At 71.9% G+C, this 11,916-nt stretch carries 9 protein-coding genes; 7 read left to right on the top strand and 2 right to left on the bottom strand.

Annotated elements, in window-relative coordinates; all coding sequences use genetic code 11:
* Positions 1 to 84: 84 nt before the first annotated feature.
* Positions 85 to 1,674, top strand: coding sequence for a FadD3 family acyl-CoA ligase (locus ACLZN2_RS30885; RefSeq protein WP_416982681.1), 1,590 nt, complete (start codon positions 85 to 87; stop codon positions 1,672 to 1,674).
* Positions 1,675 to 1,784: 110 nt separating this feature from the next.
* On the opposite strand, the gene ACLZN2_RS30880 is transcribed toward ACLZN2_RS30885, so the two are convergent.
* A complete protein-coding gene (locus ACLZN2_RS30880) occupies positions 1,785 to 1,994 on the bottom strand; it encodes a sigma-like protein (RefSeq protein WP_416982680.1) in 210 nt (69 codons plus the stop codon).
* A gap of 228 nt (positions 1,995 to 2,222) precedes the next feature.
* Positions 2,223 to 5,201: an AfsR/SARP family transcriptional regulator gene (locus ACLZN2_RS30875; protein WP_416982679.1), complete on the bottom strand. Its 2,979-nt coding sequence runs from the start codon at positions 5,199 to 5,201 to the stop codon at positions 2,223 to 2,225.
* 239 nt (positions 5,202 to 5,440) lie between these two features.
* Between ACLZN2_RS30875 and ACLZN2_RS30870 the strand changes: the two genes are divergently transcribed.
* The 6 genes from ACLZN2_RS30870 (at position 5,441) to ACLZN2_RS30845 (ending at position 11,883) form a co-directional block, all read left to right on the top strand.
* Positions 5,441 to 6,691 (top strand): amidohydrolase family protein, encoded by a 1,251-nt coding sequence (locus ACLZN2_RS30870; RefSeq protein ID WP_416982678.1) that lies wholly within the window; start codon positions 5,441 to 5,443, stop codon positions 6,689 to 6,691.
* 106 nt (positions 6,692 to 6,797) lie between these two features.
* Positions 6,798 to 7,628: a class I SAM-dependent methyltransferase gene (locus ACLZN2_RS30865; protein ID WP_416982677.1), complete on the top strand. Its 831-nt coding sequence runs from the start codon at positions 6,798 to 6,800 to the stop codon at positions 7,626 to 7,628.
* The gene (locus ACLZN2_RS30860) at positions 7,625 to 8,836 is read left to right on the top strand and encodes a hypothetical protein (RefSeq protein WP_416982676.1); all 1,212 of its coding nucleotides are present in this window, start codon (positions 7,625 to 7,627) and stop codon (positions 8,834 to 8,836) included. The genes ACLZN2_RS30865 and ACLZN2_RS30860 overlap by 4 nt, the downstream gene beginning before the upstream one ends.
* 141 nt (positions 8,837 to 8,977) lie before the next feature.
* Positions 8,978 to 9,892 carry an LLM class F420-dependent oxidoreductase gene (locus ACLZN2_RS30855; protein ID WP_416982731.1) on the top strand — a complete coding sequence of 305 codons (915 nt, stop codon included), beginning with the start codon at positions 8,978 to 8,980 and terminating at the stop codon, positions 9,890 to 9,892.
* 1 nt (position 9,893) lies between these two features.
* Positions 9,894 to 10,664, top strand: coding sequence for an SDR family NAD(P)-dependent oxidoreductase (locus tag ACLZN2_RS30850; RefSeq protein WP_416982675.1), 771 nt, complete (start codon positions 9,894 to 9,896; stop codon positions 10,662 to 10,664).
* Between the two features lie 100 nt (positions 10,665 to 10,764).
* Positions 10,765 to 11,883, top strand: coding sequence for an LLM class flavin-dependent oxidoreductase (locus ACLZN2_RS30845; RefSeq protein ID WP_416982674.1), 1,119 nt, complete (start codon positions 10,765 to 10,767; stop codon positions 11,881 to 11,883).
* Positions 11,884 to 11,916: the final 33 nt, after the last annotated feature.

The following is an 11,916-nucleotide window of genomic DNA, read 5'->3' as shown; positions in this document are numbered from 1 at the left end:
GCAGGTAACAGGGTGTCATCACGGCTGACAGCCCGTCAGGTTACCGCTAATCTGACGGGTAGTCAGCTACTGGGGAGGTCGGTCATGCGCGGTGACATGGAGTGGGGGACGATTCCCGGACTGGTGCGCCGGGCGGCCGAGCGGTACGCGGACACCGAGGCGGTGGTCGAGGGCCGGACCCGGATCCCGTACGGCGAACTCGGCGCCCGGGTGGAGCGTGCGGCGGCGGCCTGCCTGGCGAACGGGGTGCGGGCGGGCGACCGGGTCGGCATCTGGGCCCCGAACTCCCTGGACTGGATGGTCGCGGCGCTGGGCGCGGTGTCGGCGGGCGCGGTGCTGGTGCCGCTCAACACCCGCTTCAAGGGGACGGAGGCGGCGGACGTGCTGCGCCGGAGCGGGGCGCGGCTGCTGTTCGTGACGGGCACGTTCCTCGGTACCTCGTACGTGGCGTCACTGCGCCGCGCCGCCGGCGACGGCCCCTCCGGAGGCCGCGGTCCCCTCCCCGGCCTCCCCGCCCTGGAGCAGGTGGTCGTCCTCTCCGACGACGCCCCGGCGGACTTCCGCACCTGGAAGGACTTCCTCGCGAGCGGGGAGGGGATCGGCGCGGGGGAGGTGCGGGCACGGGCGGACTCCGTCCGCGGGGACCAGCCCTCGGACCTCGTCTTCACCTCGGGCACGACGGGCCGCCCCAAGGGCGCGGTGATCACCCACGCGCAGACGCTGCGGGCGTACGAGGTGTGGAGCGACCTGGCAGGCCTCCGCCACGGCGACCGCTACCTCATCGTCAACCCCTTCTTCCACACCTTCGGCTACAAGGCGGGCGTGATCGCCTGTCTGATGCGGGGCGCGACGATGATCCCCCAGCCGGTGTTCAACGTGGACACGGTCCTGGCGAACCTGGCGGCGGAGCGCGTCTCGGTCCTCCCCGGGCCGCCCACGCTCCACCAGTCCCTGCTGGACCACGCGTCGAGGGACACCTACGACCTCTCCTCCCTGCGGCTGGTCGTGACGGGCGCGGCCGTGGTGCCCCTACGACTCGTCGAACGCCTGCGCGGCGAACTCGGCGTCGAGACGGTCCTCACGGCGTACGGCCTCTCGGAGGCGAGCGGCATCGTCACGATGTGCCGGCGGGGCGACGACCCCACGGTGATCGCCTCGACCTCGGGCCGCGCGATTCCCGGCACGGAGGTACGGGTGGAGGCGCCTCCCGGACAGCCAGGGGAGGTACTGGTCCGCGGTTTCAACGTCATGCGCGGCTACTACGAGGACCAGGCGGCCACGGCCGAGGTCCTGACCCCGGACGGCTGGCTGCGCACGGGCGACATCGGCGTCCTGGACGCGGCCGGCAACCTGCGTATCACCGACCGGCTGAAGGACATGTTCATCGTCGGCGGCTTCAACGCGTACCCGGCGGAGATAGAGCAACTCCTCGGCCTGCACCCGGACGTGACGGACGTGGCCGTCGTCGGCGTCCCGGACCCCCGCCTCGGCGAGGTCGGCAGGGCCTACGTGGTCCGCCGCTCCGGCGCGGTCCTCACCGCCGACGACCTCATCGCCTGGGCCCGCCGCGAGATGGCGAACTACAAGGTGCCGAGGTCGGTGGAGTTCGTGGGGGAGCTGCCGCGGAACGCGAGCGGGAAGGTGCTGAAGAGGGAGCTGCGGGGGAGGGCCTGAGAGCCACGGGCTCCGAGGTGCTGGGAGGCCCGGCCCGGGACACGCGCCGGCCGCGGTGGCTCCCCCTCCGCGCCACCGCGGCCGTGCTTCCCCCGGGGATGTGGCCCGTGTCAGGCCGTCTCGCCCGAGGCGTGGTTGTCCAGCAGGTTCGCCGCACCGCCCGACGCGTGGTTGTCCATGGTGGTGATCTCGTCCCCGGAGGTCTCCTCCGCCGCCACGGCGGTCTCCTCCGCCACGGCGGTGGCGAGGACACCCTCCTCCACCACGGACGCGTGGTTGTCCAACGGCTTGATGACGTCGTTCTCTTCGGCCTGGCTCATCTCAACTCCGGCAAAGTCTCAGTTCAAACGGGACGGGAGCGGCCCGCCCGGCGACTCCCCCGAGTGCTGCCGGGCGGGCAGCGTTCGGCCGCTCACCCTAATGGGGCGGCCTCCTGACGACCCGTCTGCCCCCCGACGCGACGGATCGACGGAGCCAAGACTGCCGAGCCGCGATAAACGAATGATGAACGGTCGCGCCGGACCCGCCCCCAGGTCGTGTCGCGCGCCCTACACCGCCGCCGCGGGGGCCAGCAGCGCACGCACTTCCGTGACCTCGGACGAGCCCAGCCGCTCGTAGATGGAGAGGGCTTCCTGCCAGCACGCCTTGGCCCTGTCCGGCTGGTCCATCGCCGACAGCGCCCGGCCCAGCACGGTGAGGACCGTACCGCGTCGCCACTCACCGCCGATTCCCCGCAGGGCGATCGCCTGCTCCGCGTGGCTCGCGGCGAGCGTCGGCCGCCGAGCCGCCAGATGCGCCTCGGCGATACGGAAGTGGGTGACGCCCTCCCACAGGGGCTGGCGGTTGTCATGGAAGAGGGCCAGCGCCTCGGTGAGCTGTGCCAGTGCCTCGGACAGCCGGCCTGCCTGCGTCAGGGCCATGCCCAGCGCGTAGCGGCCGTTGGCCAGTCGTAGCGTCAGGCCCATGCGGTCGTAGATGTCGATGCCCTGCTGGGCGAGTTCGATGGCGTCGGTCGTGCGGCCGGTGGCCAGGTGGATCCGGGACAGGTTGCACAGGGCGCTCGCCTCGCCGACGTCGTTGCCGTCGGACCGGAAGTTGTCGATCGCCTGCAGGAGATAGCGTTCGCCGTCGGCGTGCCGGTTCTCGTAGATGGCGATGATGCCGCGGTCGTTCGGGGCCCAGCAGCTGGGCAGCGGGTCGTCGGCCCGCGCGGCCAGTTCCATGGCCTGCCTGGCTTCGTCGTCCGCCTCCTTGAAGCGGCCCGCGACGAGGTGCGCGTTGGTCAGGGCGGTGCGCGCCCGGCCCTCGGCGCGGATGTCTCCCGTCTCCCGTGCCGCGTCCCGCAGGCTCAGTGCCGCCACCTCGTACTGACGCGCGTTGGCACCGGATTCGGCGAGGTCCTTGCTCGCCCAGAGGAGATCGACCGCTCTCCTCAGCGTCGCGGCGCCGCCGGACTGACGGACGCAGGCCAGAAGGCAGTTGGCCTCGGTGTACAACCAGTCCTGAGCCCCGTGCGGGCCCTCGAACACCAGCCCCGGATACTCGGTGACCGCCAGATGCTCCACCAGCCGGTCCCCGGGCCGCTCCAGCGCGTAGACCCCCGCCGCCGTCGCCAGATAGAAGTCCAGCAACCGTGACAGAGCCGCGCCCCGCTCACTCGGCGGCCACTCGTCCCGCTCCGCGCAGGCACGCGCGTAGAGCCGCACCAGATCGTGGTAGCGGTAGCGGCCGTGAGCCGCCGACTCCAGCAGGGACGTGTCGACCAGGGACTCCAGCAGGTCCTCCGCGTCCTCCACGGGCAGGTCCAGAATCGCCGCGGCCGCCGCCACCGAGACGTCCGGCCCGTCCGCCAGCCCCAGCAGGCGGAACGCCCGGGCCTGGGCCGGGTCCAGGGCGCCGTAGCCGAGTTCGAAGGTCGCCTTGACCGCCAGGTCACCCGCCTGGAGTTCGTCCAGCCGCCGCCGCTCGTCCCCGAGCTTGGCCGCGAGGACCGCGACCGTCCAGGTGCGGCGGGCCGCCAGGCGGGAGGCGGCGATACGGATCGCCAGCGGCAGGAAGCCGCAGGCCGCCACCACGTCCAACGCGGCGTCCCGTTCGGAGGCCACGCGCTCCTCGCCGACGATGCGGGTGAACAGCGCGAGGGCCTCGTCGGGGGACATCACGTCCAGGTCCACCAGGTGCGCGCCCGCCAGGTCGACCATCCGGACCCGGGAGGTGACCAGGGCCGCGCAGCCCTCCGTGCCCGGCAGCAGCGGCCGTACCTGGGCCGCGTCCCTGGCGTTGTCGAGGAGGACCAGGACCCGGCGGCCGTCCAGCACCGACCGGTACAGGGCCGCGCGGTCCTCCAGGGAGTCCGGGATCGCCGAGTCCGCCGTGCCGAGGGCACGCAGGAAGGAGCCGAGGACGGTCTCCGGCTCCGCGGCCCGCGCCCCGGCGCCCTGAAGGTCGACGTAGAGCTGCCCGTCGGGGAAGGCCGCGCGGGCCCGATGGGCCACGTGCACGGCGAGGGTCGTCTTGCCGACGCCCCCGATGCCCGCGAGCGCCGACACCGCCATCACCCGGCCCGCGCCCTCACCCCCACTGGCCGCCGCCAGCACCTCGCTCAGCTCGGCCACGAAGGACGCGCGGCCCGTGAAGTCGGGGACGGTCGCGGGCAGTTGCGCGGGGCGCACCCGTACGACCCCCGCCTCGGCCGGCGAGGCCGACGGTTCGGCCAGCTCCGGGTCCGCCTGGAGGATACGGCGCTGCAGCTCGCGCAGCCCGGCGCGCGGGTCCACCCCCAGCTCCTCCGCCAGCAGCCGCCGCGTGTCCGCGTACACCGCCAGCGCCTCCGCCTGCCGCCCGCCGCGGTACAGCGCCAGCATCAGCAGCTCCCGCAGCCGCTCGCGCAGCGGATGCGCGGCCGTCAGCGCCGTCAGCTCCGAGACCGCCTCCGTGTGGCAGCCCAGCTCCAGGTCGAGGTCCAGCCGGGACTCCAGCAGCCCCAGCCGCCACTCCTCCAGCCGGACCCGCTGGGCCTCCGCGTACGGCCCGGGGACCCCGGCGAGGGCCTCCCCGTCCCACAGCCCCAGCACCCGGTTGAGCCCCTCCCGGGCCCGCGCCAGATCCCCGGACGTGCGCGCCTTCTCCGCCTCGGCGGCCCACTCCTGCGCCACCGCCAGATCCAGGGCGCCCTCGCCGAGCCCGCGTACGGCGTACCCGCCGGACTCGCTCACCAGGACCCCGGGGTCCAGCACCTTCCGCAGCCGCGAGGCGTACGTCCGTACCGCCGCCAGCGCCTGCGAGGGAGGCTCCTCGCCCCACAGCGCGTCGATCAGCTCGCCCGCCGTCGCCGTACGGCCCTCGCGCAGCAACAGGGCGGCCAGCAGCGCCCGCTGCTGGGGGGAGCCGGTGTTCAGCTGCTCCTCGCCGCGTCGTGCGCGCACCGGGCCGAGCACGTCGAAGCCGAGCGCCGCCGGTTCCTCGGAGGAGCCGGGACGCCTCTGCTCCGGCACGCGCGGGCCGCCGGGTCCTACGCGGTGGTCCATCAGGGCTCCCTCAGACATCCGAACTACCGGTTCATCTTGCCTTGTCCGTACCGGAGTCGTCAGCCGCGCGGGGCGCCGATTCCGGACGACACGCGTGACTCCACACAGTCCTCACATCCAGGACGCACACCTCTCCACACAGTCGATCAACTTCGACCCCGTCTGATACAGCCGACGGGACAGCTGATACAGCCGACAGGACAGCTGACGGACCGTCAGATCGGCGCTACCGTGCCCCCATGGAGACCATGGAGACCACATCCGGCACCGCGACCCCCCTCCCGCTGATCATCTCCGTCGACGACCACACCGTCGAACCCCCCACCGTCTGGCAGGACCGCCTCCCGAAGAAGCACCTCGACACCGGCCCGCGCATCGTGCGCGCCCCACTGAAGGAGATGACCTTCCTCGGCGGCCACTTCAAGCCCGTCATGGGCGACCCCGGCGACGACGGCCCCCTCGGCGACTGGTGGGTCTACGAGGACCTCAAGCGCCCCCTCACCCGCCTCGACACCGCCGTCGGCTTCAGCCGGGACGAGATCAAGCTGGAGGTCATCACCTACGAGCAGATGCGCCCCGGCTCCTACGACGTCCCCTCCCGGCTCGCCGACATGGACGTCAACCACGTCCAGTCGGCCGTCTGTTTCCCCACCTTCCCGCGCTTCTGCGGCCAGACCTTCACCGAGGCCGCCGACCACGAGCTGGGCCTGCTCTGCGTCCAGGCCTACAACGACTGGATGGTGGAGGAGTGGTGCGGCCCGCAGGCGCGGGGCCGGCTGATCCCGCTCACCCTCATCCCCCTCTGGGACGCCGAACTCGCCGCCGCCGAGGTCCGCCGCAACGCCGCACGCGGCGTCCGCGCCGTCGCCTTCTCCGAGATACCCCCGCACCTCGGCCTGCCCTCGGTCCACACCGAATACTGGGACCCGTTCCTCGCCGCCTGCGACGAGACCGGCACGGTCGTCGCCATGCACATCGGCTCGTCGAGCCGGATGCCCTCCACCTCGGCGGACGCCCCGCCCGCCGTCGGCTCCACCATCACCTTCGCCAACTGCTGCTTCTCGATGGTCGACTGGCTGATGAGCGGCAAGTTCGAACGCTTCCCGAACCTGAAGGTGATGTACGCCGAGGGCCAGATCGGGTGGATCCCCTACATCCTGGAGCGCGCCGACGTGGTGTGGGAGGAGAACCGCGGCTGGGGCGGCGTCGCCGACAAGGTCCACCGGCCCCCGTCCGAGCTCTTCGCCGACCACGTCTACGGCTGCTTCTTCGACGACGCCTTCGGCCTGCGCAGCCTGGACTCCATCGGCCTCGCCAACGTCCTCTACGAGACCGACTACCCCCACTCCGACTCCACCTGGCCCAAGTCCAGGGAGGTCGGCGAGGCCCAGATGGGCCACCTGGACGCGGAGGTCGTCGAACGGATCGTCCGGGGCAACGCCATCGACCTGCTGGGGCTCACGGACGACGGCCTCTGGCCGGGCGCATAGCCGGAAAGGGCGCGTTCCAGGTCGTGGCTCGCGCCCCCCTCTTCGCCCCAAGTCGCCCCATTCCGCGCCTGGTTGACATTGATCGCAAAGGTGATTGCATACGTGCATGCGCTATGGAGTGGAGCGGACCGCGTACCTCGTCAACGAGTCGCGCGCCCGCCGGCCCGAGCTCGCCCGCGACCCGCTGGCGGCCGCCTGGATTCCGAACGACGAGCGCGGCGGCGTCCGCGCCCTGTGGGAGGAGTTCGCCGGCGAGGTGTACCCCTACGACGACCTGGTGGTCTCGCTGCGCGGCAGATACATCGCCGACACCCTCGAACAGGCCCTGGTCAAGGACCCCGACACCGTGCTCGTCGTCTGTGGCGCGGGCTTCTCCTCCTACCCGTGGCTGCTGCCCTTCCGTACGGCGCTCGAGGTCGACCTGCCCACGATGGTCGAGGCCAAGCGGCTGCGCGCCGCCGAACTCATGGACGCGGGCGTGATCCCACGCCGGGACGTGCGCCATCTGGCCGCCGACCTCGGGACCCCGGCCGGCCGTGAGGCGGTCGCCGCGGCGGTGCGCGAGATCGCCGCCGGGCGGCCGGTGGCGTACGTGGCCGAGGGCCTGGTCTTCTACCTTCCGCCCGACGAAGCGCGGGCGGTGGCGCGCTTCGGTGCCGAGCTGGACGGGCACGCGGTCACCGCCGTCAGCTACTGGCCCGCCGGGGCGGCCGGCAACCGGGTCCTCGCCGACCAGCGGCTCTGGTTCCGCCGCCACCAGGTCCCGGAGGACGCCAGCTATCTGACCCACGACGAGCTGCCCGGCCTGCTGGGCGGCCCGCCGGTCGAGGACCACGGCCCCGAGTCGCTGCAGCGTCGCTACCTGGACCGGGTGGAGGTCCCGGAGAGCGACCTGATTCCCGAGTATGTGGCGGTGTCCTGGGGCTCCGCGGCATGACCGAGGCATCGCCGGCGGTGCTGCATCTGCAGAGCAGGGCGTACCCCTTCCACTACGGCTCGCCCGATCTCACCCGGGGTTCGGTCCTGGTCCCCGGGCTGGGCGAATTGCGACCGGTCCCCGGGCGGCTCGGGTCACTGTCGTACAACCACGACGCGACCGTGGAGATCGACCTGACCGAGATGGCGCTGTCGGGGATATCGCAGTCCGGGATGTCGCTGTCGGGGATAGCGCTGTCCGGGATAGAGATCGTGGGCTGCCATGCCCGCATCCTGAGCGGCGGGTCCGTGCTCGTCGTCTACGCGCTGCGGCACGAGCAGGACCTGCGGGAGCTGTCGCTGTTCGACCTCGACGCGCGGGTCAACGACGCGTTGCGGGAGGCGGACGCGCCGATCCTGACCGCCATGCTGAACGCCTCGGTCGGCAGCGGCCTGGTGCGCGGCCTGCGTCTGAGACCGGACCGGGAGCTCGGCGCCGACGAGTCGCCGATCGACCGGCGCTCGGTCCGGTACAACTGCCACTTCGTGACGCAGGACCCGCCGTGGGCACCCGATCCCCGGGTGCCCGAGCTGACCCTCGGCCCGGCCTGCCGGGTCCTGCTGCCCTTCACGTACGCCTGGGACCGCGACCCGGCGACCCCGATCGGCGAGCTGCTGACGATCACCGAGCCGACCGACATCGCGGTGGCGCAGCAGTCGCTGCTCGTGGGCGCGCTGCTGGCCGGTCGCGAGATCCTCGTCGACCTGGCCGGGACCCATCCCGACCGGGCCGACGTGCACGCCTTCCGGCACTTCCTGGACGGCATCTGGGCGGGCTTCTACCACCTGGACGGCTACCGCATCGAGTCCGCGCAGGACCACCGGGCCACCTATCTCGCCGCGCGCGAGGTCATCGGGCTCGACGGCACCCAGGAGCGGGCGGACCGACTGCTCAGCTATGTGAGCAGCTCGATGACGGCGTCGTCGATGCAGCGGACGGAGGAGCTGGACAACCGGCTCAACCGGGTGGCCTCGGCGCTCGCCGTGTTCACGGTGGTGTCGTTCGCGCTGGACGCGGCGGTGTTCCTGCTGGGTGAGAGCGCCCCGATGTGGGGACGGCTCGCCGCGGTCCTCGGTGTGATCGGCGCGGGTGCGGCAGGGCTGTATGTCACGGTCCACCCGCGCGCGCGGGAGCGCCGCCGCCGGAGGGCCGCCGGGCCGGGGGCGTGATCTGCCTCGGGGCGTGATCTGCTGCGGGGCCGCGGGGCCGCGGCGTCCCCTCCCCGTCTCTTGCCTGACGGTGCGTCAGTGAGGACGATGGGGGCGCGCGTCCGTAGCTGACATACCGTCAGGCAGGTGGGTCCCTTGGTGATGTACGGCATCCAGCTCCCCGTCCAGTCCCAGTCCACGATCTACGCCGAACCGTGGGAGGCGGGCGCCGGTCCCGCCGATCTCGTCGAGATCGCGCGGGCCGCCGACCGCGCCGGTTTCGCCTACGTGGCCTGCTGCGACCACGTCGCGATCCCGCGCCGTCTTGCGGACGCGATGAGCACGGTCTGGTACGACCCCGTGGCCACCCTCGCCCACCTCGCCGCCGTCACCGAGCGCGTCCGGCTGCTCAGCCATGTCGCGGTGGTCGGACTGCGTCACCCCCTCGTCACCGCCAAGCAGTACGCCACCCTGGACGCGCTCTCCGGCGGCCGGCTGATCCTCGGGGTCGGCGCCGGACACGTACGGGAGGAGTTCGAGGCGCTCGGGGCCGACTTCGAGCAGCGGGGCGCCGTACTGGACGAGACGGTCGACGCGCTGCGGGCCGCGCTGGGACCGGAGGAGTTCCCCGTCCACCACGGCAAGCGGTACGACTTCGAGGGGCTCGGCCAGCGCCCCCGGCCCGCCCAGGCACGGGTGCCCCTGTGGGTCGGCGGCTCCTCCCCGGCGGCGGTCCGCCGGGCCGCCCTCAAGGGCGACGGCTGGCTGCCCCAGGGCGACCCCCGGGACCGGCTGCCCGCCCAGATCGAGCGGATACGGCGGCTGCGCGGCGACCGCGAGACCCCCTTCACCGTCGGCGCCATCACCGAACCCCTCTACGTCGGCACCCCCGCCTGGGACACCGGCCGCCGCACCCTCACCGGACCCCCCGAGGCCCTCGCCGACTCCCTGCGCGCCTACCCGGCGATGGGCGTGGACCAGATCCAGGTCCGCTTCCGCTGCCGCGACCGCGCCGAACTCACCGACCAGATCACGGCGTTCGGGGCCGAGGTGGCCCCGCGCCTCCGAGGAGACTGACATGGGCAAGCTCAACGGAAGAGTCGTCCTGGTCACCGGCGCCGCGCGCGGGCAGGGCGAACAGGAGGCGCGGCTGTTCCGGGAAGAGGGCGCCCGGGTCGTCGTCGCCGACGTCCTCGACGACCAGGGCCGCGCCCTCGCCGAGGAGATCGACGCCCTCTACGTCCATCTCGACGTCGGCCGCGAGGAGCAGTGGACAGCCGCCGTACGGGCCGCCAAGGAGACGTACGGCCATCTCGACGGGCTGGTCAACAACGCCGGGATCCTGCGCTTCAACGCCCTCGTCGACACCCCCCTCGACGAGTTCATGCAGGTCGTCCAGGTCAACCAGGTCGGCTGCTTCCTGGGCGTACGCACGGTCGCGCCCCAGCTCGCCGACGGCGGCACCATCGTCAACACCGCCTCCTACACCGGGCTCACCGGCATGGCGGCCGTCGGTGCCTACGCGGCGACCAAGCACGCCGTGCTCGGCCTCACCCGGGTCGCCGCCCTGGAGCTGGCGCCCCGCCGTATCCGGGTCAACGCGGTGTGCCCCGGCGCCATCGACACCGCGATGTCCAACCCGGCCCGGCTGGACCCCGACGCCGACCCCGAGGAGACCACCCGGGCCCTGGACCAGCTCTACCGCAAGCTCGTGCCGCTGGGCCGGATCGGACGGGCCGAGGAGGTGGCCCGGCTGGCGCTGTTCCTCACCTCGGAGGACTCCTCGTACATCACGGGGCAGCCGTTCGTGATCGACGGGGGATGGCTGGCGGGGGTCAGTGTCATCTGACGGGCTGTCAGCTATTGACCTTTCTGATGGTACGTCAGAAAGTCGTAGGACTCAGCAGGACCACCAGCAGGACCACCTGGACTTGGGACGGTGAACCGCCTTGGAATTCGGGCTCTTCGTACAGGGATACGTGGGCAAGCGCGCCGAGACCGACCCCCTCGCCGAGCACAAGGCGCTGATGGAGGAGACCGAGTACGTCATCCAGGCGGACAGGTCCGGCTTCAAGTACGCCTGGGCGTCGGAGCACCACTTCCTGGAGGAGTACTCGCACCTCTCCGCCAACGAGGTGTTCCTCGCCTACCTCGCCCACGCGACGGAACGGATCCACCTCGGATCGGGCATCTTCAACCCCCTCGCCCAGGTGAACCACCCCGTGAAGGTCGCCGAGAAGGTCGCCATGCTCGACCACCTCTCCGAGAACCGCTTCGAGTTCGGCAGCGGGCGCGGTGCCGGCTCGCACGAGATCCTCGGGTTCATACCGGGGGTGACCGACATGAACTACACCAAGGAGATCTGGGAAGAGACCATCGCCGAGTTCCCCAAGATGTGGCTCCAGGACGAGTACGTCGGCTTCCAGGGCAAGCACTGGCAGCTCCCGCCGCGCAAGGTGCTGCCCAAGCCGTACGGCAAGTCGCATCCGGCGATGTGGTACGCGGCCGGGTCGCCGCCGTCGTACGAGATGGCGGCCAGGAAGGGGCTCGGCGTCCTGGGGTTCAGCATCCAGAAGGTCTCCGACATGGAGTGGGTGCTGGAGAAGTACAAGACGGCGATCGTCAACGCGGAACCCGTCGGGGACTTCGTCAACGACAACGTGATGGTGACGACCACGGCGATCTGCGCGCCCACGCATGACGAGGCGATCTCCATCGCCGTGAACGGTGGGCTCCACTATCTGCCCTCGCTCGTGTTCCGGTACCACGACACGTTCCCCCGGCCCGAGGGCTTCCCGGAGTGGCCGGAGACGCTGCCCGAGTACACGCCGGAGTTCGTGGAGCTGCTCGTGGAGGAGGAGCTGCTGATCTGCGGGGATCCGGACGAGGTGCTGCGGCAGTGCAAGCGGTGGGAGCAGGCCGGGGCCGATCAGTTGTCGTTCGGGTTGCCGGTGGGGGTGCCGAAGGAGGAGACGCTTCAGACGATTCGGCTGATCGGGGAGCACGTGATCCCGAAGATCGACACGGATCCCGTTCACCGGACAACGCGGTTCCGTCAAGCCGCTTGATCGCCGTCGGCGGGTGCGGGTGGAGTGTGGCTG

Origin of the sequence: Streptomyces sp. T028 (assembly GCF_048159505.1) — a bacterium.
Classification (GTDB): Bacteria; Actinomycetota; Actinomycetes; order Streptomycetales; family Streptomycetaceae; genus Streptomyces.
The sequence above is the reverse complement of the archived record's forward strand: the minus strand, read 5'-3'. Positions and strand labels throughout refer to the sequence as shown.

What these genes read in the sequence shown, in the direction of transcription:
- ACLZN2_RS30885 (WP_416982681.1), top strand. Translation starts at nt 85, where the DNA reads ATGCGCGGTGACATGGAGTGGGGGACGATTCCCGGACTGGTGCGCCGG.
- ACLZN2_RS30880 (WP_416982680.1), bottom strand. Translation starts at nt 1,994, where the DNA reads ATGAGCCAGGCCGAAGAGAACGACGTCATCAAGCCGTTGGACAACCAC.
- ACLZN2_RS30875 (WP_416982679.1), bottom strand. Translation starts at nt 5,201, where the DNA reads ATGGACCACCGCGTAGGACCCGGCGGCCCGCGCGTGCCGGAGCAGAGG.
- ACLZN2_RS30870 (WP_416982678.1), top strand. Translation starts at nt 5,441, where the DNA reads ATGGAGACCATGGAGACCACATCCGGCACCGCGACCCCCCTCCCGCTG.
- ACLZN2_RS30865 (WP_416982677.1), top strand. Translation starts at nt 6,798, where the DNA reads ATGCGCTATGGAGTGGAGCGGACCGCGTACCTCGTCAACGAGTCGCGC.
- ACLZN2_RS30860 (WP_416982676.1), top strand. Translation starts at nt 7,625, where the DNA reads ATGACCGAGGCATCGCCGGCGGTGCTGCATCTGCAGAGCAGGGCGTAC.
- ACLZN2_RS30855 (WP_416982731.1), top strand. Translation starts at nt 8,978, where the DNA reads ATGTACGGCATCCAGCTCCCCGTCCAGTCCCAGTCCACGATCTACGCC.
- ACLZN2_RS30850 (WP_416982675.1), top strand. Translation starts at nt 9,894, where the DNA reads ATGGGCAAGCTCAACGGAAGAGTCGTCCTGGTCACCGGCGCCGCGCGC.